The following is a 23,029-nucleotide window of genomic DNA, read 5'->3' on the forward strand; positions in this document are numbered from 1 at the left end:
AGCCGGTGTCACCAGACGCGGACCGAGGCGCCTCGGGCGAAGGCCGGGCTGGTGGCTCCCGGCGGGGTCTCCGTCAGCGGCTGCGCGATCTCCGAGACCAGGGGGCCGTGCTTGGCGGCGAGCGCGTCCAGCAGGGCGAGGTCGAAGCCGTACACGCGGGCCGCGTTGCCGCCGACCATCGCGGCGACCTCCTCGCGCGGCAGGCCCGCGTAGGCGATGCGGAGGCCTTCGCGGGAGAAGGGGGTGGTCCCCTCGTCGTGGGGGTAGTCGCTGCCCCACATGATCTTGTCGAGGCCGATCCGCTCCCGCAGCGGGACCTCGTGGGGGCGCATGAAGCTCGCTCCCACGAAGCAGTTGTCCCGCCAGACCTCGCTCGGGCCCCGGCCCATCGACTCCGCGAGGCCCGCCCCGAACTTGGACTCGGCCGTGGCCGACGCCGCGACCAGGCGGCCGTGGTAGTAGTCCAGCATCTCCAGCACGCCGGGGATCCACCCGGAGCCCTGCTCCGTCAGGACCAGCTTGAGGCCCGGGTGGCGGCGGAAGGCCCCGCCGAAGACGAGGTGCCACAGGGCGCGGTGCGAGAACCAGGTCGTCTCCACCATGAAGACGGCCCGGGCCGCCGGTTCGTCTCCGAGCGGGGGTGAGGCCGAGCCGCCGTGGTGATTGACCGGGACGTCCAGCTCGTCGCACACCGCCCAGATGGGGTCGTACACCGCCGAGTACAGCTCGGGGACGGTGGATCCGGGCGGCACGCCGGGGAGCAGGATGCCGCCCGTCAGGCCGGCCGCCCGCACCCGGCGGATCTCGCCGACCGCCGCGTCCACGTCGTTCAGCAGGATCTGCGCGACCCCCGCCCGGCGCCCCGGCGCGTCCGCGCAGAAGTCCGCCAGCCAGCGGTTGTGGGCCTGCAGCCCCGCCCAGCGCAGCTCGTACTCGGCGGCCGTCGGGGGCTGGGCCATCAGGGAGGCCTTGGGGAAGAACGGCGGGATGGTGTTCGGGAAGAGGACTTCCGCGACGATGCCGTCCGCTTCGAGTTCGGCGAGGCGGCGCGCCGAGTTCCAGTTGCGGTCGGCGGTGTCGGCGAGGAGGTCCTCGTACGGGTTGACGTAGGTGGCGGCCCAGGCGTCGAAGTCCTCGTGGTGGCGCTTGGCCAGGTACGGCTTGTAGTCCAGCAGGTCGGCGCCGGCGTGGCAGTCCGCCGAGATCACCGTGTAGCGGTCCTCCGTCATGACGACACCCCCAGTACGGGGAAGTCGTGGTCGGTGAGCCAGTGGCGGCCCACCTCGCGGGAGCGGGCCCAGGAGGCCTCCACCGCCGCCTGGTCCGGGGACTGGCCCAGTTCCGCCGGGGTGGGGCCGATCCGGCGGGCGATCGGGGCCAGTTTCGCGGTGTCGAAGCCGAAGACCTCGGCCGCCGCGAGACCGAGCATCCGGCGGGTCTCGGCGACCGGGATGTCGTGGAAGGTGTTCTTCAGCCAGGTGCGGGTGTTCGGCCAGGTGCCCTCGGGGTGCGGGAAGTCCGAGCCCCACAGGATGTTGTCCACGCCGATCTCGTACCGCTGCGCGAGCTCCCGCCGTTTGGTGTTCGTCGCGCAGATGAACACCTGGCGGTCCAGGTACTCGCTGGGCGGCCGCTTCAGCTCCTCGAACGGCGAGAGCTTCTTGCCGCCGTGCGCGCCGAGGTAGAGCCGGTCCATGAACCACAGCTGGTTGGGCAGCCACCAGCAGCCCGCCTCGGCGACGCCGAACTTCAGGCCGGGGTGGCGTTCGAAGACCCCCGACCAGAGCAGGAACCACAGCGGGCGGGCCGGCCACCAGGTGACCTCGGAGACGAAGATGCCCAGGTGGTCGCCGTACTCGTGGCGCGGCGAGGACCCGGAGTGGGTGACGATCGGCATCCGTGTCTCGGCGGCCGCCGCCCAGACGGGGTCGTAGCGGCGGTCGTGGTAGGGCGCCTTGTCCACCCACATCGCGGGGATCATCAGCGCGCCCAGTCCGGACTCCTTGGCCCGGTGGATCTCGGCGACGACCTTCTTCGGCTCGCCCGTGATGGGGAGCAGGGCGACTCCGCAGTGCCGCTCCGGGTTCTGCCCGACGAACTCCGCGAGCCAGCGGTTGTGCGCCTGCGCGCCCGCCATGCCGAGCTCGGGGTCCTGGTCGCCGGAGAGGCCGAGGCCGACGCCGAAGGGGGCGGCGGTCTGGCTGTCGACGGCGTCCGCGTCGGGGAAGACGACCTCGGCGGCCACGCCGTCGCCGTCGAGCTCCTTCAGCCGCTGCCCGGTGTCCCAGCCACCCTTGAGGCCTTCCTCGTGGTCGTGGAACCACTTCTCGGCGAAGGCCTCGTTGCGGACGCCGAGGCGGGTGGCCTCCGCCCGGCGGGCGTCGCGTTCGCCGAGGAACTCGTCGAACTGGGGGTGGAAGCGGGAGTCCAGGTAGGGCCGGTACCGCTCGGTGGGCAGGCCGGCGTGGCAGTCGGAGGAGATGATCAGGTACGGGTCTTCGGTCCGGTCTCCGGTACCGATTCCGGTCCCGTTTCCGGTCCGGTCGTCGTTCGTACTCACCACAGACGCCCCTCAGTCGAGGATGAAGCTTTCCAGGTAGCCGGGGTTGGTCCGGTCGAGCATCGACTGCGACCGGGCGCGGATCTGCCGGTCGCTGTGCTCGCCGGCCGGGAGCATCCAGAAGCGGTCGGCGCGGATGCCGTCGACGACGTGCTCGGCGACCTCTTCGACCGGCGTGAACCGCACCTCGTGACCGGCCTGGCGCATCGCCGCCTCGTACTGGTCGAGGCTGCGGTACGGGGCCTTGCGCGGGCGCTCCTTCGCGTACCGCTCGGGCCGGTTGCGGTGCGACTCCCACAGTCCGGTGCGCAGCATGTGCGGTCCGGGGAAGAGGACGGAGGCCCCGACGGGGGCGCCCTCCGCCTTGAGGTGGGCGTAGAGGGATTCGGTCATGGTGACCACGGCCGCCTTGGTGACGGCATACACGGACGCGGTGGGCAGCGGGGCGATGCCGCCGTCGCCCGAAGAGGTGTTGACGACGTGGCCGGGGCCGCCGGCGGCGATCATGCGGGGGACGAAGGCCTGGATGCCGTGGAAGACCCCCCACACGTTGACGGAGAAGGCCCATTTCCAGTCGTTGGGCTCGTGCTCCCACATCCGGCCCTCGGCGCCGGAGCCGACGCCCGCGTTGTTGCAGAGCACGTGCACGGCGCCGAAGGTCTCGTAGGCGGCGTCGGCCAGCGCGGTCACGGAGTCCCGGTCGCTGACGTCGGTCACCCTGGCGAGCACCCGGGCCCCGTCCGCGACGAGTTCGTCGGCGGCCTTGCGCAGGGCGGCCTCCTCGACGTCGGCGAGGACCACCTTCAGTCCCTCGGCGGCGAAGCGGCGGGCCATGGCGAGGCCGATGCCGCCGGCCGCGCCGGTGACGACGGCCACCTGTCCCGGTTCGAGCCGCATCTCACAGGCTCCCTTCCGGAGGGCCGTCGAGGATCTGCATGGGGTCGTCGTAGCGCTGGTGGATGTACGGGAGCAGGGCCTGGGCGCTGACCCGCTCGACGACGCGGCCCTTCTGGTCGGTGGTCTTCTCGCCGATGGTGATCTCCACGATCCGGCGGACGGGAAGGTCGGCGACCGGATCGAACATCGATTCGCGCAGGACGACGTCCCCGGTGATGTGCTCCAGCTTGCGGACCTTCTCGTTGCGCGTGCAGTGGACGAGCACCGGGTCCACGTCGAAGCCCGAACCGTCCACGGCGGGCAGGAACTTGAAGTAGAAGTCGGTCTTCTGCGTGGGCTCGGGCAGTGGCAGCGCGCGGTCCACCGCCCCGCGCACCTCGACGAAGGCGATCCCGTGCCGGGCGAGGGCGGCCCGTACGACGAGTCCGTCGCGCTCCACGGTGACCTCGCCGAGCTTCTTCGGCTCGCCGAAGACCTCGCGGCCGCCGGTCAGGGCGCGCTCCAGGGTCATCGGCATGACCAGGGGGTACCAGCCCTCGACCCCGCCGTGCTGGGCGGCGACGGCCACCGAGCCGGCGCCGAGCGGGTAGCCGGGCAGGTCGACCTTGCTGATGTTGGCCCGCACCAGGGGCCGGTCGGCCGGTTTGAGCGGCGGCGGCAGGACCGCCGCGACCACGTCGGGGTCGCTCTCCCAGACGGCCACGACGCCCGTGGACCAGATGTCGGGGAGCTTGGAACTCTTCTCGCGCGACGCCGCGATCTCGGCCTCGGTCCGCGCTCCGTACCGTACGCGTGCCATGTCTCGCACCATCCCTCGGCTCGGGGGGAGTCGGTTCTGTAACACAGTTACACCGATGCCGATGAAGGGTAAAGACCCCTGCATTCACCAGAATTGACGATCCGACAGATTGGTGGTGGACGCCGTGGCCAGAACCACGCTCACCCGCGACGAGGTCCTGGACGCCGCCGCGTCCCTCGTCATGCAGCACGGTCCGGCCGCGCTCACCATGCGGGGGCTCGCCGCCGAGCTGGGCACCGCCGTGACCTCCATCTACTGGCACGTCGGCAACCGTGAATCGCTGATCGACGCCCTCGTCCAGCGGACCGTGGAGGAGGTGGGCGCGATCCGGCCCACCGGCCGCACCCCCGCCGACCGGATCCTGGCGGTGGCCCGGATCCTGCGCCGCGAGCTGCGGAGCCGTCCGCACCTGATCGCGATGGTCCACGAGCGCGGGCTCACCGAGCGGATGTTCCTGCCCGCCCAGCAGGCACTCGTCCACGAGGTGCACGCCGCCGGGCTGCGCGGCGCCCGGGCGGCCGACGCGGTCCGGGCGGTGCAGTTCCAGGTCGTCGGCTACCTGCTCGTCGAGCGCAACCGCGAACGCTCCCCCGCGCAGTCCCCGGCCGAGAGCGAGCTCTGGGACCCGGCCGCGGCCCCCCACGACCCGGCCCTCGCCCGCGCCCTGGCCCGCCCGGCGGACCCGGACCGGCTGTTCCTGCTGTCCGTACGGGCCCTGGTGCACGCCCTGCTCGCACCGGACGCGGCGGGCGGCGCGGGCGGCGCGGCCCCGCCGCGGTAAACCGGTTGCCCGGTGAGCTCGTCCGCCGCCTGGACCATCTGCTGCGGCTGTACGCGGCCGACACGCTGCCGCCACGGGTCGCCGGGGTACTGGCGCGGCGGCTGGCCGTGCGGCGCCGGACGCCCCGGCCGAGCGACCCCGACGAGCTGTGGACCCACCGCCGGGGCTCCGGCGAGGACACCGCGGCCTTCGCCGCCCGGCTCGTCGGTCCGCGCGATCCGGATGCCGTGCCGGCCTCCGGGGAGGTCGACGCCCTCGCGGGCACCGCCGCTCCGGACCGGCCGGTGTTCCTCGCACTGGTGGACGGCGAGGTCGCGCCCGCCGGCGCGAGCGGCTCCGTATACCGGCTGCTGCCGGGGCCGGTTGACGGCTGCGGCCTCGAACAGCTCGCGGCGGGCGACCTGGTCGCCGCCCTGGGCTGACGGCCGGGAAGCGCCGGGGCGGCCACGGGTGTCAGTCGGGGCCGATATCCTCTGTGACCATGCTCGACGACCGTACGACCGCAGACACGATGTGGCCGACCGCGTACCCACAGGGGTACGCGGTCGTCGACGTGGAGACCACCGGGCTCGCTCGCGACGACCGGATAGTCTCCGCCGCCGTCTACCGGCTGGACGCCCAGGGCAACGTGGAGGACCACTGGTACACGCTGGTCAATCCGCGGCGGGACCCGGGACCGGTGTGGATCCACGGGCTGACGAGCGCGATGCTCGCCGACGCCCCGCTCTTCGAGGACATCGCCGAGGAGTTCGCCGACCGGCTCGCGGACCGGGTACTGGTCGCGCACAACGCCATCTTCGACTGGCAGATGATCGCCCGGGAGTACGCGCGGGCCGCCGCGACCGCACCGGTCCGTCAGCGGCTGTGCACCATCGCCCTGTCGAAGGAACTGAACCTGCCGCTGCCCAACCACAAGCTGGAGTCGCTCGCCGCGCACTTCGGCGTGGTCCAGCAGCGCGCACACCACGCGCTCGACGACGCCCGGGTGCTCGCGGAGGCGTTCCGTCCCTCGCTGCACGCGGCAGCGCAGGGCGGCGTACGGCTGCCGCTGCTGGAATGCCGGCCGCTGACGGAGTGGTCGGATTCCGCCGCCACCCCGCGGGTCGGGTACCAGGCCTCGTACCGGGGCAGCAGCTGGCGGCCGTCGCGCAAGCGGCCGCCGTGCCCGCACCCCAATCCGGGGCGCTTCGAGGACGGCAAGCCGCTGAAGCAGGGCATGCGGATCGCCTTCTCCGGTGACACCTCGGTGGAGCGGGAGCTGTTGGAGGACCGGGCGGTCGAGGCGGGCCTGCACATCGCCACGAGTGTGTCGCGGCTCACCAGCCTGCTGGTGACCAACGACCCCGATTCGGCGACCTCCAAGACGGTCAAGGCGAAGAGCTTCGGCACGCCCGTCGTCGACGAGGCGGCCTTCACCCAGCTGCTGCGGGACGTGGCCCCGGCCGAGTCCTGAACCGGACGGCCGGCCGTTGCGCCGGCCGGGTGCAGGCGCGGCGACTCACCCCGCTGGATCTTGTTCCGGTCCTTCCGCGTGCGCAGCATTCGGCCCATGGCACGTTGTGAGGTCTGCGGAAACGATTACGGCATGTCCTTCGAGGTTCATGCACAAGGTGCGGTGCACGTCTTCGACTGCTTCTCCTGCGCCATCCACCGCATGGCGCCCGTCTGCGAGCACTGCCGGGTCTCGATCATCGGCCAGGGCGTCGAGGTCGCGGGCCAGTGGTTCTGCGGGGCGCACTGCGCCCGGGCGGAGGGGAAGGTGGGCATCGTCGACCGCGTCTGACTCCCCCGGCCCCGCGGCCCCGTCCCGACACCCCCTTCCGTACGCCATGACCCCGGACGGCCACCCGGCCGCCGGGGTCCTTCGCGCTGCGGGTACCGTCGTGGGCGTGTACCGCTTTGTGCTGACCCGGCAGTGGGTGTTCCTCACCCTGATGGCCCTCGCCCTCATCCCCGCGATGATCAAGCTGGGGTTCTGGCAGTACCACCGCCATGAGCACCGGGTCGCGCAGAACCAGCTGATCGAGGCGAACCTGCGGGCGAAGCCCGCCCCCATGACCGAGCTCACCTCCCCGGGACACCGGGTCCCCCGCGCCGACTACTGGCGCGCGGTCACCGCGACCGGCACGTACGACTCCGCGCACGAGGTCATCGTCCGGATGCGCACCGACCGCGACGACAAGGTCGGCTTCCACGTCCTGACCCCGCTGGTCCTCTCCGACGGCCGGGTGGTCCTGGTCAACCGGGGCTGGGTGCCGGGCGGCGACGACCCGCGCGCCTACCCGCCGGTGCCGGCCGCGCCCACGGGCGAGGTCACGGTCACCGGCCGGCTGAAGGCCGACGAGACCAGCGGCGGCAGCGGCATCAAGGACCGCAAGGGCCTACCGGACCGCCAGGTGATGCTGATCAACAGCGAGCAGCAGGCGCAGTACCTGGGCCGGACGGTCCTCGGCGGGTACCTGGAGCTCACCGCTCCGGCCCCGGCGGACGGTGGCCCGGAGACCATCGCCGACCCCGACCACGACTCGATCGGCCCCCACATGGCGTACGCCATCCAGTGGTGGCTGTTCGCCGGCGCGGTTCCGGTGGGCTGGGTGGTCCTCGTACGGCGGGAGAAGCGCGAGCGCGAGGAGGAGGCCGCCCGGGCCGAGGCCTCCCGGCAGGAGCCGGCGACGGCGTAGCGTGTCGGCATGGATCTTGGACTGAAAGACCGTGTCTACATCGTCACCGGGGCCACGCGGGGTCTCGGCCTCGCCTCCGCGCGGGAGCTGACCGCCGACGGCGCGAAGGTGCTCCTGACGGGCCGGGACGAGAAGCGGGCGGCCGACGCCGCCGCCGGGCTCGGCCCGAACGCGGCCGGTGTGGCGGCCGACAATTCCGACCCGGAGGCGGCCGCGCGGCTCGTCGCCACCGCGCGGGAGCGCTTCGGCCGCCTCGACGGCATCCTCATCAGCGTGGGCGGCCCGGCGCCGGGCTTCGCGGCGGACAACACCGACGCGCAGTGGTCGGCGGCCTTCGAGTCGGTCTTCCTGGGCGCCGTCCGCCTCGCCCGGGCGGCGGCCGCCGAGCTGGGCGAGGGCGGTGTCATCGGCTTCGTCCTGTCGGGCTCGGTCCACGAGCCGATCCCCGGCCTGACCATCTCCAACGGCCTGCGCCCGGGTCTCGCCGGCTTCGCGAAGTCCCTCTCGCTGGAGCTCGGCCCGCGCGGGATCCGGGTCATCGGTCTGCTCCCGGCCCGTATCGACACCGACCGGGTGCGCGAGCTCGACGCACTGTCGGGTGACGCGGAGGCCGCGCGGGCGGGGCACGAGTCCCGCATCCCGCTGCGCCGGTACGGCGCCCCGGAGGAGTTCGGCCGCACGGCGGCCTTCCTGCTCTCCCCGGCGGCGTCGTACCTGACGGGTGTCATGCTCCCGGTCGACGGCGGCTCCCGGCACGGCTTCTGACCCACCGTCGCGCCGGTCCCGGTCACGGTCCCGGTCCCGGTGACTACGTCACGCGCTGGGCCCGGTGGGACGTCACCTTGAGGCGGGCCTCCGCGGGCAGTTCCGGGAGGCCCGCCGAGGTCCGGGCGTGGGTCAGGACCGGGCCGGCCACGGCGGCCAGGGCATCGGCGGGGACCGCGTGGGGTTCCAGTTCCAGCGCGACCCGAAGCGCCGGCGACCCGCGCCGCCCGCGCAGGGCGACCCGGCATCCGGCGACCCCCTCCTGGGCGCCGGCCTCCGCGGCCACCGCCGCCTCCAGCGCGCGCCCGCGCAGCACGGCGAACGCCCCGTCGCCGGTGTCCACCACCACCGCCTGCAGCCGCGGGCGCCTGAGCTGGGACAGCAGCCACCACAGCGCCAGCAGTACACCCGCCGTGAGAGCGGCGAGCACCGCCCACCACCACCAGCCCTCGGCGTGCCAGTACTGGTTCCTGGTCCGCTCGCTCAGCAGCGGCGCGTCGCGCCCGTGCAGCGGCCACCGGCCCGTCAGCACCACGAGGCCGGTCGCCACCAGGACCGCTCCGGCCACCGCCAGCAGGATCCGGTTCACCGTTGCGAGCATTGCCTCACCTCCTGACCCGTACTCGCGGCTGCGGCGGGCGCGCGAGGCCCAGTTCCTGGATGCCGACGGCGAGCACCGCGTCGAGGTCGGCCCGTACGTCGTCGAGCTCGCGGAAGTGCGAGGTGGCCCGCACCCCGACGCGGGACCGGCCCATCCTGACCCGGACGGACCGGACTCCGGACACCTCCATGGCCCGGTCCCGCAGGATCTGCGCGGCGGCCTTGCGGCTCAGCCCGGCCCGGACACCCGCCCACTCGTCCGGGGTCCGCATCGGCAGGATCCCGCGCAGCCCGGGGGCCAGTGCCAGCAGCAGGAGCAGCAGCCCGACCAGGACCAGGCCCCCTGCGATCAGCTGCACCGCCAGGTCCGCGGGGGTGTGCGTGGCGAGCCGGTCGGCCAGGTCGCTGCGCCAGCTCATCCCCGGCCGGCCGGACCGTTCGGCGGCCAGGTCGTACAGGAACAGGCCCGCCACCCCGAGCACGACCAGGGCGGTGAGCGCGGCGGGCACCCGCCGGGCGGAGCGGAACCGGTGGGCCCGGCCGGGACGGGAGCCGGAGGCCGTCACCGAAGCCGCCGGTCCCGCCCGGAGCCGGTCCGGGAGTGGCCGGAGTGCAGGTGCTCGATGTCGATGTCCACCTCGGGCACCGACATCGACGCGCACTCCTCGACCCGGAGGGCCACCTGACGGCGTACGGCCGCGCACTGGGCGGCCAGGTCGGAGGGGTAGTCCAGCTCCAGGCTGACCCGCACCCGGGCGATGTCGTGGTGCACGGTGACGGTGGCGTGCGGGGGTGTGCCGGGGACCGTGGTGAGCGCCTCCCGGGCGGCCTGGGCCGCGATCTTCGCGACGACCCGGTCGGCGATGCGCGTGGCACCGCGCTCGGCGGCGGCCACCCGGGGTGGTGCGGAGCGCGGTGGGCTGCTCATCGGCGCCTCACCCGCGCCGGTCGTCACGGCGGCGGAACAGGTCACCCGGCGCCAGGTCCCCGTCGAGGAACCGGCCGGCGACGAAGCCGATGGCGCCGAGGGCGGCCACCAGCAGGAAGGCCCCGAAACCGCCGAAGTAGCCGGCGAACGCCAGGGCCATCCCGGCGAACAGTCCGGCGATCGCCATGCTCATGCGGGCTCCTCTCGGCTACTGGAGACGGGATTCCGGTTCCTCGTCGGGCTCGTCGGGCAGCTTGACGTCGCTCACCGCGATGTTGACCTCGACGACTTCCAGGCCGGTCATCCGCTCGACCGCCGAGATGACGTTCTCCCGGACCGCCCGCGCCACGTCGCGGATCGAGACGCCGTAGTCCACGACGATCTCCAGGTCGAGGGCCGTCTGGGTCTCGCCGACCTCCGCCTTGACCCCGCGGCTGACCGCCGCCTTGCCGCCGCCGGGCACCCGGTCGCGGACGGCGCCGAAGGTACGGGAGAGGCCGCTGCCGCTGCCCATGGCGTGTACGCCGACCACCTCGCGGGCGGCCAGGCCCGCGATCTTCTCGACCACCCCGTCGGCGATGCTCGTGCGTCCCCGGTCGCCGGGCTCCTTGCCGAAGCCCCCTGATGCGGATTCGGTCATCGCGTGTCCCTTCCGTGCGTGGTGGACTCACTCCGCACCACGTTAGGCGCCCGGACGCGCGGGCGCCCCGGGACTACGCCGGTCGGCTGGCCGACTTCCCGGGGCGCTCCTGCATGGCGGCGGTCCTCAGTCGGAGAGACCGGCCAGGTCCCGCAGGCGGCGGGCCTGGGCCGCGCGCTCGGCGGCGCGCTGGTCGTCGTAGGGGCGGGCCTGGGCGGAGCGCAGCAGTGTCTTGGTCTCGATCACGGCGTCCCGCGGCGGGGCCAGCAGGGCGGTGGTGAGGTCCTGGACGGCGGCGTCGAGCTCGTCCGCGGGGACGACGAGGTTGGCGAGGCCGATGCGCTCCGCTTCCTCGGCGTGCACGAAGCGGCCCGTCGCGCAGATCTCCAGCGCGCGGGCGTAGCCGACCAGGGAGGTCAGGGGCTGGGTACCGGCCAGGTCGGGGACCAGGCCCAGGCTGGTCTCGCGCATGGCGAACTGCACGTCGTCCGCGACCACACGCAGGTCGCACGCGAGCGCGAGCTGGAAGCCGGCGCCGATCGCGTGCCCCTGCACGGCGGCGACGGAGATGATGTCGTTGCGCCTCCACCAGGTGAATGCCTCCTGGTACTCGGCGATCGTGGAGTCGAGCAGTTCGTCCGAACCGCGTGCCAGATCGAGGAAGGACGGCTCGCCCTCGAAACCTTCGGGGGTGAACGCCTGCCGGTCGAGCCCTGCGGAGAAGGACTTGCCCTCACCGCGCAGCACGACGATCCGGACGGTGCCCGGCAACAACCTCCCGGCCTCGGCCAAAGCCCGCCAGAGCGCGGGGGACTGGGCATTTCGCTTGGCCGGATTGGTCAGTGTCACCGTGGCGACCGTGTCGTCGACGGTGAGTCGTACGCCGTCCTTGTCGAGCAGAGCCATCTTTCATGCCTCCGGTGTGCAGTCGGCCGCAAGCTCGGCCTAAGTGACTGCACAGTAACCACCCGGTCGACCGGAAGGCCGGCCGGGGGTCACCGAAGGAACCGTCGGATCATGATGAGCCTTGAAGCCGTTGGAGCGTTGGAACCGATGGGACCGGGATCAGGGCGTAACGGCCTTCTTGCCGCGCGTCGCGCCTCCGCGACCACGCAGCGAAACCCCGGACTCACTGAGCATCCGATGGACGAATCCGTAGGACCGGCCGGTCTCTTCGGCCAGCGCCCGGATACTCGCACCGGAGTCGTACTTCTTCTTCAGGTCTGCCGCGAGCTTGTCGCGCGCGGCGCCGGTTACCCGGCTGCCCTTCTTCAGAGTCTCGGCCACCCGTGCCTCCTCGTGGGAAGTGCGCTCTGGACTTCTCATGATCACCCCTCCCACGCTTCCTGGCCACCCATTCAGCAAGGTCGGTACGACGGCATTTCCCGACCGGTGGACGCCCGAGCAGAACGGAATCTCCCCTTCCGCTGCATGACTTCCGTCACACTCCGCTGCCCTCGGCGGGAATCTCCAGGTCAGGGGCGCGGAACCGGAAAGCGAACGGCCCCGGGCGCACACCGTGACGGGTGCGACCGGGGCCGTGGGACGACGCGCAACGGTACGAGACCGTCTCACTCAGATGATGGATCACCCGTGAGCCGAATGATCCATAAGGAACTGGATCAGAACCGGAACGGGAACCGGAACCCGGTCAGGCGAGGGCCACCAGGTCCCGGTAGTCCGGTCCCCACAGGTCCTCGACGCCGTCCGGGAGCAGGATGATCCGCTCCGGCTCCAGCGCCTCGACGGCCCCCTCGTCGTGCGTGACGAGGATGACCGCGCCCTTGTACGTGCGCAGCGCGCCCAGGATCTCCTCGCGGCTGGCCGGGTCGAGGTTGTTCGTGGGCTCGTCGAGGAGCAGGACGTTCGCCGAGGAGACGACCAGCGTGGCCAGGGCCAGACGGGTCTTCTCGCCACCGGAGAGCACCCCGGCGGGCTTGTCCACGTCGTCCCCGGAGAAGAGGAAGGAGCCGAGCGTCTTGCGGACGGCGACCAGGTCCAGGTCGGGGGCCGAGGAGCGCATGTTCTCCAGGACCGTGCGCTCCGGGTCCAGGGTCTCGTGCTCCTGGGCGTAGTAGCCCAGCTTGAGGCCGTGCCCCGGGGTCACCACGCCGGTGTCGGGCTTCTCGGTGCCCGAGAGCAGGCGCAGCAGGGTGGTCTTGCCGGCGCCGTTGAGGCCGAGGATGACGACGCGGGAGCCCTTGTCGATGGCGAGGTCGACGTCGGTGAAGATCTCCAGGGAGCCGTACGACTTCGAGAGGCCCTCGGCGGTCAGCGGGGTCTTGCCGCAGGGCGCCGGGTCCGGGAAGCGGAGCTTGGCGACCTTGTCGTTGACGCGGACGGCCTCCAGGCCGGCGAGCAGGCGGTCGGCGCGCTTGGCCATGTTCTGCGCGGCGACGGTCTTGGTGGCCTTGGCGCGCATCTTGTCGGCTTGCGAGTTCAGCGCCGCGGCCTTCTTCTCGGCGTTCTGGCGCTCGCGCTTGCGGCGCTTCTCGTCGGCCTCGCGCTGCTGCTGGTAGAGCTTCCAGCCCATGTTGTAGACGTCGATCTGGGAGCGGTTGGCGTCCAGGTAGAAGACCTTGTTGACGACGGTCTCGACGAGGTCGACGTCGTGGGAGATGACGATGAAGCCACCGCGGTAGTTCTTCAGGTAGTCGCGCAGCCAGACGATGGAGTCGGCGTCGAGGTGGTTGGTGGGCTCGTCGAGGAGCAGGGTGTCGGCGTCGGAGAAGAGGATCCGGGCCAGCTCGACACGGCGGCGCTGACCACCGGAGAGGGTGTGCAGCGGCTGGCCGAGCACCCGGTCGGGCAGGCCCAGGGCGGCCGAGATGGTCGCGGCCTCCGCCTCGGCGGCGTAACCGCCCTTGGTCAGGAACTCCGTCTCCTGGCGCTCGTACTGCTTCATCGCCTTGTCGCGGGTGGCGCCGGAGCCGGTGGCGATGCGCTCCTCGTTGGCGCGCATCTTCTTGATCAGCACGTCGAGGCCGCGCGCGGACAGGATCCGGTCGCGGGCCAGTACGTCGAGGTCGCCGGTGCGCGGGTCCTGCGGGAGGTAGCCGACCTCGCCCGAGCGGGCGATGGAGCCGGCGGCGGGCTGGCCCTCGCCCGCGAGGCACTTGGTGAGGGTGGTCTTGCCGGCTCCGTTGCGGCCGACCAGGCCGATGCGGTCGCCCTTGGCGACGCGGAAGGAGGCGGACTCGATAAGGACGCGGGCGCCGGCGCGCAGCTCGATGCCGGTGGCGGTGATCACGGAAATACTCCAGGGCGGGTCGGGACGGCGGAAGGGGGGCAGGACGCGAAGCTTCGACGCCGCTAATCCGCGAGGAGATTTGCCATGGGAGTCATTCTACCGGGGGTGTGCAACTGGTTTCCGGGCGCGGGCCGGGCCGTCCGGCCCGCGGGATCCGCTCCCCCGTGTCACCCGTACGACCCCCTGGCCGCGCGGAGCGGCCGAGGCGCAGATCGGGATGATCGGGTTGATACTCGCCGCATGGGCGGAGACGCGACCGCACCTGTTCGACGTATGGAGGGCGGTGCGGGATGCAGTTCGACGACGACGCCAGACTCGACAGCTCCGAGGTCGAGGACCGGCGCGGCGGCGGCCGCATCCCGGGCGGGAAGGCCACCGTGGGCGGCGGCATCGTCGGTCTCGTCGCGCTGGTCATCGGGCTGCTGTTCGGGGTGGGGCCGGACCAGCTGGGGCTGTCCACCGGTGAGCAGGAGCCGGCGCCGGTCACCTCGTCGCTCACCCAGGTGGAGCAGGCCTGCAAATCGGGGCGGGACGCGAACACGCGGGAGGACTGCCGGCTGCTGGCGGTCACCCGGAGCACCCAGGCCTTCTGGCGGCAGGAGTTCGCCAGGCGCGGCGGCCAGTACAGCCCGGCGACGACCGTGTTCTTCGAGAACCGGACGAGCACGGCGTGCGGGACCGCCAGCTCGGCGGTGGGCCCCTTCTACTGCCCCGCGGACCGGAAGGTCTATCTGGACCTTGGCTTCTTCGACGAACTGCGGACGAAGTTCGGCGCGACCGGCGGCCCCTTCGCCCAGGCGTACGTCATCGCCCACGAGTACGGGCACCACATCCAGAACCTGACCGGGACCCTCCAGCGGGCCCAGGACGGACGGCAGGGCCCGAACAGCAACGCGGTCAAGGTCGAGCTGCAGGCCGACTGCTACGCCGGGGTCTGGGCGCACAACGCGACGAACGTCACGGACGCCACCACCGGGCGACCGCTGATGAAGGTACTGACCGACGCGGACATCAGGGACGGGCTGGACGCGGCGGCCGCGGTCGGCGACGACCGGATCCAGGAGAAGTTCCAGGGCCGGGTGTCCCCGGAGTCCTGGACCCACGGCTCGGCCGAGCAGCGTCAGCAGTGGTTCTACCAGGGCTACCGGACCGGTGACATGGCCCAGTGCAACACCTTCCGCTGACTGTCGGTGACGCCTGCCATGCTGGTGTGACGCGGGTCACCGTCACGAGAGGGAGTGATCGTCATGGCAGGCGTTCCGTCCATCTGTCCCACCCTGGTCTACCGCGACGCGAAGGCGGCCATCAGGCTGCTGACCGAGGCCTTCGGCTTCAGCCAGGTCGCCGTCTACGAGGGTGAGGACGGCTCGGTGACGCATGCCGAGCTGGCGTACGGCAACGGCATGGTGATGCTGGGCAGTTCGGGCAGGGGCGGGGTCTTCGACAAGGCCATGGAGGGCGCCGGCCCGTCGGGGGTCTATGTCGTGGTCGACGACGTGGACGCCCACCACCGGCGGGCGGTCGAGCACGGCGCGGAGATCGTGATGGAGCCCACCGACCAGGACTACGGCTCCCGCGACTACATGGCCCGCGACGCCGAGGGCAACGTCTGGAGCTTCGGGACGTACGCGCCGCAGGTCTGACCCCGGCGGCCCGCCCGCCCCCGCTCCGTTCCCCTACGAAGTCACTCGCCGCCGGTGTGGACCTGGAAGGCGGCGCGGCGGACCGCCTTGGCCAGCGTCGGGTCGGGGTGGGCCGCGGCGAGCGCGACCAGCACCTGCACCGTGCGCGGATGGCCGACCGCGCGGACCTCGTCCAGCAGCCGCGGGACGGTGGTGCGGACGGCGGAGTCGAGGTGACGGGCCAGCAGCTCGGCCTCTCCGTGGTCGGCGATGGCGGCCGCGGTGTCCACCCAGAGCCAGGTCGACTCCTCGGCGGTCAGGACGTCCTGCGCCTCGTCGGGGTCGATCCCGTCGTGCTCCGCGAGCCAGAGCAGGGCGTAGGGGCGCAGGGCGGGTTCGCGCACGGTGGCGCGCACCTCGGGCTCGGCGGGGGCGCCGACCACGCGCAGCGCCTCGAAGGCGAGGCCGCGCAGCAGGGCGTCCTCGCCCCGGGCGGCCTGCAGCAGCTCGGCCACGGCGTGACCGACGGGCCGGGCGGCGAGCCAGGCCCGGTACTCGGCGCGGGCCGGACCGGGGGTGAGCCGGGCGCAGCCGTGCAGCATGGCGGCGGCGGACTGCTCGATGTTCCCGGCGGGGCTCTGCGCGGCGACGCAGATCTGCTCCAGCTTGACCCAGACGGCCCAGCTGCCGAGCGGGGTGAGCGCGGCCCGGGCGGGGCCGAGGGTGACGGCGTCCACGGCGGCGAGACCGCCGAGCGCCCAGCGCAGCAGCCGGGCGAGCGGGACGGGGCGGGCTTCCGCGGAGCCGCCGGCGGACGCCGGGGCCGCCGCGGGCTCGGCCTCGTAGGGGATCTCGCACCGCTCGTCGCGCAGTTCGGTGACGCGCTGGCCGAGCAGGTCGAGCAGGTCCGGGACGGTCACCGGGCCGGCGGACAGCTGGAGCAGGGAGAGGAGCTGGGGCATCGCCTCGACGACTTCGGCGACGGCCGAGGGGGCGATGTCCGCGGGTGCGGGATGGACCAGCGACCAGGCGTCGAAGAGGGCGACCCAGCCGCGCAGTACGGCGGTGTCGTCGCGGTCCCAGGCGCGCAGCCGCCAGCCGGGCCGGGCGTGTCCGCCGTGCACCTCTACCAGTCCGGCGAGCCGGGCACGGTCCCAGCCGACCTGGATCTGGCCGTGCGTCAGGCCGAGTTCCACGGCCGCGCGTTCGACGTCGGCCGCGGGCAGGGCGCCCGTGGGGGCGGGCCGGCCGCCGTCCACGGCGCCGAGATTGCGCTCGGCCCAGCGGGTCAGGCGTACGGCGTCGGCGAGCGAGGCCCGGGCCCGGTCCGCGAGGTCGGCCGTGGCGGGGGTACCCGCCGGGGGCCGGGGCGCGGGCCGGGTACGTCGGTCGGTCACCGCCTTGCGGGCCGCGGCGACGGAGCGCGGCGAGACGAGTCGGAGTCTGGAGTCGCGAGCCAACTGCTCATCAGGCTTTCGGGACGTCACGGAAGCAGTCTCGCCCGTCACTGGCCGAAAGCCCAAACGGAACCGTTCGTTATCGCCGTTCACCGCAGCGCAGACCGGGACAAGCCACCCGTGGGGCGCGGTCCGTCACAGGGCCTTCACATGACGGCGCTTCACACCGGCCTTCACGGGCGCCTTCACACGCACCTTTCCGCGGCCTTCATGCGGGCTTCACGGGGGCCTTCACATGAGGGGGGTGAGGAAGCGGCGCAGGGCCTCCTCGTAGCCGGCCGGGTCGGCGTTCCACATCGCGCCGTGCCCGGCCCCGCTCACGGTGTGCAGCGTGGCGAGGTCGGGGCGGGCGGCGGCGAGCCGGCGCGAGGGCCCCCAGGGGGCGAGCGCGTCGTCCGGGCCGTGGAAGACCAGTACGGGGACGCGCAGCACGCCGGGGTCGGCGCCCGCCGGCCGGCGGTCGGCGCGCAGGCCCGTGAGGCCTTCGGCGGCCCGGACCGCCAGCGGCAGCACCACGCCCGGGACGCCGCGGGCCGCGGCGAGCCCGCGCAGGGTGGCGTGCCAGTCGAGTACCGGGGAGTCCAGGACCAGCCCGGAGATCCGGTGGGCGAGCGGTGAACGCTCGTAGGCGTGCAGGGCCATGGTGGCGCCGGTGGACCAGCCGTACAGGACCACGCGGCGGGCTCCGTAGCGCAGGGCGTAGCGGATGGCGGCGTCCAGGTCGCGCCATTCCGATTCGCCGAGGTGGCCGAGGCCGTCCGGGGAGGCGGGGGCGCCCAGGTCGCCCCGGTAGCCGAGGTCCAGGACGGGCAGGTGGTGGCGGTGCAGGAAGGGCATGACCACCATCGGGTGCTCCCGGCTGCTGCCGAGCCCGTGCACGGTGATCACCCAGGTGTCCCGGGCGGCGGGCACGAACCAGGCGGGCAGGGCGCCGAGCTCCCCGGGGACGTCCACGTCGGCGTGGTCGAGCCCGAGGGCGGTGCGCGGGTTGCCGACGTACACCTGGGGGGTGAGGGAGACCCGGGTGCCGGGGTCGAGGGTGCCGTGGGTGACGGAGACGAGCTGCCGTACGACGGCGTCCGGGCCGGGGTCGGCGTCCGGGAGCACGGGCCCGACGACGGCGTGCACGCCGGGTGCGACCAGGCCGTACGTGCCGGGGCGCAGGGACGCGAGCGAGCGGGTCAGCGTGATCCGGCCGTCGGCGGCGGAGTGGACGCTGAGCTTCGGTCCGCCGGGGAGCGGGCGGCCCGGTTCGGACCGCAGGGCCGCGTCGGCGGCGTGCCGGGCGACGGCGACGGCGGCCGCGCCGGCACCGAGCAGGGTCGTCGTGACGGCCGCAGCCGTCGCTGTCGCGGTACGCACTGCTCCAGTGTCGGGTCGGGACCTCGGGCGGGCCACCGGAGCGACTCCCTCCGCGACGGGCACGGAGGGAGTGATCTAGGTCTCATTCGAGGCCCGGGAAGCAGGCTCGCGGGGCCGGAGGGCACCCTGCGGAGGGGTTCATTCACCCGGCTTTGACGTGCATTAATGGCGTTATCAGCGTAAGAATCAGGACGAATGACCCGATCACACCCCGGGCCAGTACACCGCTCCGCCCGAGTCAGTTCATCTTCTGTTCACCCAGGTTGCCTACGGTCGCCGAGCCACTGACGTCAAACAGAAGCCTGGGTAAATGGAGCACATAACGCTTCTCCTCGGGATCGTGATCATCACCGCTCTCGTGTTCGACTTCACGAACGGTTTCCACGACACAGCCAACGCGATGGCTACCACCATCTCGACCGGCGCCCTCAAGCCCAAGACGGCGGTGGCCATGTCCGCCGTGCTCAACCTCGTCGGCGCGTTCATGTCCGTGGAGGTCGCCAAGACGATCTCCAAGGGGCTCGTCAACGAGGAGGGCATCCAGCCAGAGGTGATCTTCGCCGCCCTGGTCGGAGCGATCCTCTGGAACCTCGTCACCTGGCTGGTCGGCCTGCCCTCCAGCTCCTCGCACGCCCTGATGGGTGGCCTCATCGGTGCCGCGGTCGCCTCCGCCGGCATCGGCGCGGTCAACGGCAGCGTCGTCGTCACCAAGGTCCTCATCCCCGCGATCGCCGCCCCGCTGGTGGCCGGCATCGCCGCCTACCTGGCCGCCAAGGTCACGTACAAGCTGGGGGACAAGGTCGGCGAGAAGACCTCCGCCAAGGGGTACCGCGCCGGTCAGATCGCCTCGGCCGGTCTCGTCTCCCTCGCGCACGGCACCAACGACGCGCAGAAGACGATGGGCATCATCACCCTGGCCCTCATCGCCGGCGGCGCGATCGCGCCCGACGCGAACCCGCCGGTCTGGGTCATCGTCTCCGCCGGTATGGCCATCGCGATGGGTACCTACCTGGGCGGCTGGCGCATCATCCGCACCATGGGCAGCGGCCTGACCGACCTGCACCCGCAGCAGGGCTTCGCGGCCCAGACCTCGGCCGCGTCCGTCATCCTCGCCTCCTCGAACCTGGGCTTCTCGCTCTCCACCACCCACTCGTGCTCCGGCGCGGTCATGGGTGCGGGCCTGGGCCGCAAGGGCGGTGTGGTCCGCTGGTCCACCGCGACCCGCATGTTCGTCGCGTGGGGCCTGACCCTGCCGGCCGCCGCGCTGGTCTCGGCCGGTGCCGAGCTGGTCATGCGCATCGGTGACGTCGGCATCGCCGCGGTCACGCTCTTCCTGATCGGCTCCTGCCTGGCCATCTGGCTCATCTCGCGCCGCCAGGTCGTCGACCACAACAACGTCAACGAGGTGGAGCCGGCCCGCGCCGAGGAGCCGGGTGTCGTCACCACGGCGATCGCCGCGGTCACCGTCCCGCCGACCGTCGCCGCCGCCGGTACCGCCGCCGCGACGACCGCCGAGGTGACGGACGAAGCCCTCAAGGCCACCATCCCGGCCGCGACGCAGACCCCGGCGGCTCCGGCCGCCGCGGTCTGACCGAGACAGAGACTCAAGAGGAAACGGCAGTATGAAGATCGACTGGGAAGCGCTCGGCTCCGTCTTCGGGGTCAGCCTCTTCGCCACCGTCGCCCTCGTGGCCCTCTTCACCCTGGGCCTGGTGGGCCTGTCCAAGCACGAGACCGCCACCGAGCAGGGCGGCACCGCCACCCTCGCCCGCAGCGGCGCGTACGCCTGCTTCGCCGTCATCGCGGCGGCCGTGGGCTACGGGATCTACCTGATCGTCGCCTGATCCGCCGCTCCGCGGCCGACCGGGCGTGAAGGCTCCCTCCGGGTTTGTCCCGGAGGGAGCTTTTCGCATCCCCCGCCCCTCCCCCGCCCCCTCCTGCGCCGTGGCCGCGCCGCAGGTCAACGGCGAGTTGACGGGCCTTCGAGGTGCGTGGTGGACTGCCCGAGCCAATACGGCGGCATGGAGAGGAAGTCCGGTGCGAATCCGGCGCGGTCCCGCCACTGTCACCGGAAGCGCACGCCGCGCGTGCGCCCCGGGAGCCAGGAACTCTCGCCGCCGGACACGTCGAACCAGGGCGCGGACCCTGAGTGAGGACATACCTGCCACCATGCGTGCCGATCGCGTCTTCGCGTACGGCGCCACGGCGGGCCTGATCGGCGACCGGATCCTCGGGGATCCGCGCCGAGGGCACCCCGTGGCCGCCTTCGGACGGGCCGCCGCCGCCGTCGAACGCTCCCTGTGGCGCGACGACCGCGCCCGGGGTCTCCTGCACACCCTGGTGTGCGCCGGGGGCGCGGCCGCCGTCGGTGCGCTGGGCGCCCGAGCCGTGCGCTCCCGGCCCGCGGCCGCCCGTATCGCCCTGACCGCAGCCGCCACCTGGGCCGTCGTGGGCGGCACCTCCCTGGGCCGGGAGGCCCGCGCCATCGGTGGCGCCCTCGCCGCCGGGGACGTCGAGGTGGCCCGGGAGCGGCTGCCCCACCTGTGCGGACGCGACCCGCAGGCCCTGGACGGGCAGCAGATGGCCCGCGCCGTCGTGGAGTCCGTCGCCGAGAACACCTCCGACGCGGTGGTCGGGGCCCTCGTGTGGGGCGCCGTCGCCGGAGTCCCCGGACTGCTGGCCTTCCGCGCCGTGAACACCCTGGACGCGATGGTCGGCCACAAGTCCCCCCGCTACCTGCGCTACGGCTGGGCCTCCGCCCGGCTCGACGACCTGGCCGGCTGGCCGGGGGCCCGGCTGACGGCGGTCGCCGCCGTGCTGGCCGGCCCCGACCGGCGGGGCGCCGTACGGGCCTGGCGCGCGGACGCCGCCGCGCACCCGAGCCCGAACGCCGGACCCGTCGAGGCCTCCTTCGCCGGGGCCCTGGGCGTCAGACTGGGCGGCACCCTCGCGTACGGCGGCCGGGTCGAGCACCGGGCCGTACTGAACGGCGGGGCGGGGCGGCCGGTGGAGGTCGCGGACATCGAACGGGCGGTACGGCTGTCGCGGCAGGTGACCTGGCTGGCCCTGGGCGCCTGCGTGGCCGCCCGGCTGCTGGTGGCACGAGTACGAGGGGGACGCGCATGAACGGCGCGAAGCGCGGTGGCGGTCTGCTGGTCGCGGGCACCACGTCGGACGCGGGCAAGAGCGTGGTCACGGCGGGCATCTGCCGCTGGCTGGCCCGGCAGGGTGTGAAGGTCGCGCCCTTCAAGGCGCAGAACATGTCGCTGAACTCCTTCGTGACGCTGGAGGGCGCCGAGATCGGGCGCGCCCAGGCGATGCAGGCACAGGCGGCCCGCGTGGAGCCGACCGCGCTGATGAACCCGGTGCTGCTCAAGCCGGGCAGTGACCGCAGCAGCCAGGTCGTGCTGCTGGGCAAGCCGGTCGGCGAGATGAGCGCCCGCGGCTACCACGGCGGGCGCCAGGAGCAGCTGCTCGGCATCGTCACGGACTGCCTGGAGCAGCTGCGGGGCACGTATGACGCCGTGATCTGCGAGGGGGCGGGGAGTCCGGCCGAGATCAACCTGCGCCGGACCGACATCGTGAACATGGGCATCGCGCGGGCCGCGCGGTTCCCGGTGGTCGTGGTCGGGGACATCGACCGCGGCGGGGTCTTCGCGTCCTTCTTCGGGACGACGGCGCTGCTCTCCCCCGAGGACCAGTCCCTGATCGCGGGATACATGGTCAACAAGTTCCGCGGCGACGTGTCGCTGCTGGAGCCGGGCATGGAGATGCTGCGCGGCCTGACGGGCCGGGCCACGTACGGGGTGCTGCCGTTCCAGCACGGCCTGGGCATCGACGAGGAGGACGGCCTGCGGGTCTCCCTGCGCGGTGCGGTGCGCGAGTCCGTGGTCGCGCCGCCGGTGGGCGAGGACGTGCTGCGGGTCGCCGTGTGCGCGGTGCCGCTGATGTCGAACTTCACGGACGTCGACGCTCTCGCGGCGGAGCCCGGGGTCGTGGTGCGGTTCGTGGACCGGGCCGAGGAACTGGCCGACGCGGACCTGGTCGTCGTACCGGGCACCCGCGGCACGGTGAAGGCCCTCCAGTGGCTGCGCGAGCGCGGGCTCGCCGACGCGCTGGCGCGGCGGGCCGCCGAGGGACGGCCGGTGCTCGGCATCTGCGGCGGGTTCCAGGCGCTGGGCGAGCGGATCTCGGACGAGGTCGAGTCGAAGGCGGGCGAGGTCGAAGGCCTCGGCCTGCTCCCCGTACGGGTCCGCTTCGAGCGGGAGAAGACCCTGGCCCGACCGGTGGGCTCGGCGCTGGGCGAGGAGGTCGCGGGCTACGAGATCCACCACGGCGTGGCCGAGGTGCTCGGTGGCGAGGCCTTCCTGGACGGTTGCCGCGTCGGGTCGGTGTGGGGCACCCACTGGCACGGCTCGCTGGAGTCGGACGGCTTCCGCCGGGCGTTCCTGCGGGAGGTGGCCGCGGCCGCCGGCCGCCGTTTCGTCCCGGCGCCGGACACCTCGTTCGCGGCGCTGCGCGAGGAGCAGCTGGACCTGCTCGGCGACCTGATCGAAGAACACGCCGACACGCGTGCGCTGCTGAAGCTGATCGAGAGCGGAGCCCCTGCGGGCCTGCCTTTCCTCCCACCGGGCGCACCGTGACGGGCGCGGCGCCGCACACGTCAACGGCCCTCACCTTCCAAGGA

The 23,029-nt window shown here is 72.9% G+C and carries 26 protein-coding genes and 1 riboswitch; of the genes, 12 read left to right on the forward strand and 14 right to left on the reverse strand.

The features are described from left to right. Window positions 1-8: 8 nt before the first annotated feature. From ACXNSR_RS09910 to ACXNSR_RS09925, 4 genes are read right to left on the reverse strand one after another with little or no spacing between them, the layout of a single operon-like run. Complete coding sequence (locus tag ACXNSR_RS09910) at window positions 9-1,229, reverse strand: amidohydrolase family protein (protein ID WP_458641727.1); 1,221 nt, start codon at window positions 1,227-1,229, stop codon at window positions 9-11. Continuing rightward, window positions 1,226-2,521: an amidohydrolase family protein gene (locus ACXNSR_RS09915; protein WP_458643252.1), complete on the reverse strand. Its 1,296-nt coding sequence runs from the start codon at window positions 2,519-2,521 to the stop codon at window positions 1,226-1,228. Before ACXNSR_RS09915 ends, ACXNSR_RS09910 begins: the two co-directional genes overlap by 4 nt. 51 nt (window positions 2,522-2,572) lie before the next feature. Further along, the gene (locus ACXNSR_RS09920; protein ID WP_458641728.1) at window positions 2,573-3,457 is read right to left on the reverse strand and encodes an SDR family NAD(P)-dependent oxidoreductase; all 885 of its coding nucleotides are present in this window, start codon (window positions 3,455-3,457) and stop codon (window positions 2,573-2,575) included. 1 nt (window position 3,458) lies between these two features. After that, on the reverse strand, window positions 3,459-4,256 hold the full coding sequence (locus tag ACXNSR_RS09925) for an acetoacetate decarboxylase family protein (RefSeq protein WP_458641729.1): 798 nt from the start codon (window positions 4,254-4,256) through the stop codon (window positions 3,459-3,461). Between the two features lie 124 nt (window positions 4,257-4,380). Between ACXNSR_RS09925 and ACXNSR_RS09930 the strand changes: the two genes are divergently transcribed. The 6 genes from ACXNSR_RS09930 to ACXNSR_RS09955 all read left to right on the forward strand — a co-directional run bounded on the left by ACXNSR_RS09930 (window position 4,381) and on the right by ACXNSR_RS09955 (window position 8,483). Further along, complete coding sequence (locus tag ACXNSR_RS09930; RefSeq protein ID WP_458641730.1) at window positions 4,381-5,037, forward strand: TetR/AcrR family transcriptional regulator; 657 nt, start codon at window positions 4,381-4,383, stop codon at window positions 5,035-5,037. Window positions 5,038-5,042: 5 nt separating this feature from the next. Further along, window positions 5,043-5,459, forward strand: coding sequence for a hypothetical protein (locus ACXNSR_RS09935; RefSeq protein ID WP_458641731.1), 417 nt, complete (start codon window positions 5,043-5,045; stop codon window positions 5,457-5,459). A 53-nt stretch (window positions 5,460-5,512) separates the two neighbouring features. Beyond that, window positions 5,513-6,490 (forward strand): DEDDh family exonuclease, encoded by a 978-nt coding sequence (locus ACXNSR_RS09940; RefSeq protein ID WP_458641732.1) that lies wholly within the window; start codon window positions 5,513-5,515, stop codon window positions 6,488-6,490. Between the two features lie 96 nt (window positions 6,491-6,586). Next, window positions 6,587-6,820 carry a hypothetical protein gene (locus tag ACXNSR_RS09945; protein WP_030009585.1) on the forward strand — a complete coding sequence of 78 codons (234 nt, stop codon included), beginning with the start codon at window positions 6,587-6,589 and terminating at the stop codon, window positions 6,818-6,820. A gap of 106 nt (window positions 6,821-6,926) precedes the next feature. Then, the gene (locus ACXNSR_RS09950; protein ID WP_458641733.1) at window positions 6,927-7,718 is read left to right on the forward strand and encodes an SURF1 family cytochrome oxidase biogenesis protein; all 792 of its coding nucleotides are present in this window, start codon (window positions 6,927-6,929) and stop codon (window positions 7,716-7,718) included. Between the two features lie 9 nt (window positions 7,719-7,727). Continuing rightward, the gene (locus ACXNSR_RS09955; protein WP_458641734.1) at window positions 7,728-8,483 is read left to right on the forward strand and encodes an SDR family oxidoreductase; all 756 of its coding nucleotides are present in this window, start codon (window positions 7,728-7,730) and stop codon (window positions 8,481-8,483) included. A gap of 43 nt (window positions 8,484-8,526) precedes the next feature. On the opposite strand, the gene amaP is transcribed toward ACXNSR_RS09955, so the two are convergent. From amaP to ACXNSR_RS09995, 8 genes are all read right to left on the reverse strand, one after another. Beyond that, window positions 8,527-9,084: an alkaline shock response membrane anchor protein AmaP gene (gene amaP / locus ACXNSR_RS09960; RefSeq protein WP_458641735.1), complete on the reverse strand. Its 558-nt coding sequence runs from the start codon at window positions 9,082-9,084 to the stop codon at window positions 8,527-8,529. Window positions 9,085-9,088: 4 nt separating this feature from the next. Next, a complete protein-coding gene (locus ACXNSR_RS09965) occupies window positions 9,089-9,745 on the reverse strand; it encodes a DUF6286 domain-containing protein (RefSeq protein ID WP_458641736.1) in 657 nt (218 codons plus the stop codon). Continuing rightward, complete coding sequence (locus ACXNSR_RS09970; RefSeq protein WP_458641737.1) at window positions 9,646-10,011, reverse strand: Asp23/Gls24 family envelope stress response protein; 366 nt, start codon at window positions 10,009-10,011, stop codon at window positions 9,646-9,648. Before ACXNSR_RS09970 ends, ACXNSR_RS09965 begins: the two co-directional genes overlap by 100 nt. A 7-nt stretch (window positions 10,012-10,018) precedes the next feature. Then, window positions 10,019-10,204, reverse strand: coding sequence for a hypothetical protein (locus ACXNSR_RS09975; RefSeq protein ID WP_458641738.1), 186 nt, complete (start codon window positions 10,202-10,204; stop codon window positions 10,019-10,021). Between the two features lie 15 nt (window positions 10,205-10,219). Beyond that, entirely contained in the window at window positions 10,220-10,651 is a 432-nt protein-coding gene (locus ACXNSR_RS09980; RefSeq protein WP_458641739.1) for an Asp23/Gls24 family envelope stress response protein, read from the reverse strand. 126 nt (window positions 10,652-10,777) lie between these two features. Then, window positions 10,778-11,557, reverse strand: a complete 780-nt coding sequence (locus tag ACXNSR_RS09985) for an enoyl-CoA hydratase/isomerase family protein (RefSeq protein ID WP_458641740.1) — start codon at window positions 11,555-11,557, stop codon at window positions 10,778-10,780. 159 nt (window positions 11,558-11,716) lie between these two features. Next, window positions 11,717-11,938 carry a helix-turn-helix domain-containing protein gene (locus ACXNSR_RS09990; protein ID WP_458641741.1) on the reverse strand — a complete coding sequence of 74 codons (222 nt, stop codon included), beginning with the start codon at window positions 11,936-11,938 and terminating at the stop codon, window positions 11,717-11,719. 364 nt (window positions 11,939-12,302) lie between these two features. After that, on the reverse strand, window positions 12,303-13,901 hold the full coding sequence (locus tag ACXNSR_RS09995) for an ABC-F family ATP-binding cassette domain-containing protein (RefSeq protein ID WP_458641742.1): 1,599 nt from the start codon (window positions 13,899-13,901) through the stop codon (window positions 12,303-12,305). A gap of 290 nt (window positions 13,902-14,191) precedes the next feature. Between ACXNSR_RS09995 and ypfJ the strand changes: the two genes are divergently transcribed. Both ypfJ and ACXNSR_RS10005 read left to right on the forward strand, forming a co-directional pair. Beyond that, complete coding sequence (ypfJ, locus tag ACXNSR_RS10000) at window positions 14,192-15,085, forward strand: KPN_02809 family neutral zinc metallopeptidase (protein ID WP_458641743.1); 894 nt, start codon at window positions 14,192-14,194, stop codon at window positions 15,083-15,085. Window positions 15,086-15,148: 63 nt separating this feature from the next. Beyond that, window positions 15,149-15,544 (forward strand): VOC family protein, encoded by a 396-nt coding sequence (locus ACXNSR_RS10005; protein WP_189735839.1) that lies wholly within the window; start codon window positions 15,149-15,151, stop codon window positions 15,542-15,544. Window positions 15,545-15,585: 41 nt separating this feature from the next. On the opposite strand, the gene ACXNSR_RS10010 is transcribed toward ACXNSR_RS10005, so the two are convergent. Together ACXNSR_RS10010 and ACXNSR_RS10015 are read right to left on the reverse strand one after the other, a co-directional pair. After that, entirely contained in the window at window positions 15,586-17,010 is a 1,425-nt protein-coding gene (locus ACXNSR_RS10010) for a hypothetical protein (protein WP_458641744.1), read from the reverse strand. Window positions 17,011-17,211: 201 nt separating this feature from the next. After that, on the reverse strand, window positions 17,212-18,342 hold the full coding sequence (locus ACXNSR_RS10015) for an alpha/beta hydrolase (protein ID WP_458641745.1): 1,131 nt from the start codon (window positions 18,340-18,342) through the stop codon (window positions 17,212-17,214). A 310-nt stretch (window positions 18,343-18,652) separates the two neighbouring features. On the opposite strand from ACXNSR_RS10015, the gene ACXNSR_RS10020 reads away from it, so the two are divergent. The 4 genes from ACXNSR_RS10020 (at window position 18,653) to ACXNSR_RS10035 (ending at window position 22,985) form a co-directional block, all read left to right on the forward strand. Then, the gene (locus ACXNSR_RS10020; protein ID WP_458641746.1) at window positions 18,653-19,933 is read left to right on the forward strand and encodes an inorganic phosphate transporter; all 1,281 of its coding nucleotides are present in this window, start codon (window positions 18,653-18,655) and stop codon (window positions 19,931-19,933) included. Between the two features lie 31 nt (window positions 19,934-19,964). After that, window positions 19,965-20,186 (forward strand): hypothetical protein, encoded by a 222-nt coding sequence (locus tag ACXNSR_RS10025; protein ID WP_030012731.1) that lies wholly within the window; start codon window positions 19,965-19,967, stop codon window positions 20,184-20,186. A gap of 182 nt (window positions 20,187-20,368) precedes the next feature. Next, a riboswitch (cobalamin riboswitch) is annotated at window positions 20,369-20,453 on the forward strand. A 58-nt stretch (window positions 20,454-20,511) separates the two neighbouring features. Continuing rightward, window positions 20,512-21,468 (forward strand): cobalamin biosynthesis protein, encoded by a 957-nt coding sequence (locus tag ACXNSR_RS10030; RefSeq protein ID WP_458641747.1) that lies wholly within the window; start codon window positions 20,512-20,514, stop codon window positions 21,466-21,468. Beyond that, complete coding sequence (locus ACXNSR_RS10035) at window positions 21,465-22,985, forward strand: cobyric acid synthase (protein WP_458641748.1); 1,521 nt, start codon at window positions 21,465-21,467, stop codon at window positions 22,983-22,985. Before ACXNSR_RS10030 ends, ACXNSR_RS10035 begins: the two co-directional genes overlap by 4 nt. Window positions 22,986-23,029: the final 44 nt, after the last annotated feature.

This window comes from Streptomyces sp. NC-S4 (genome assembly GCF_054353315.1).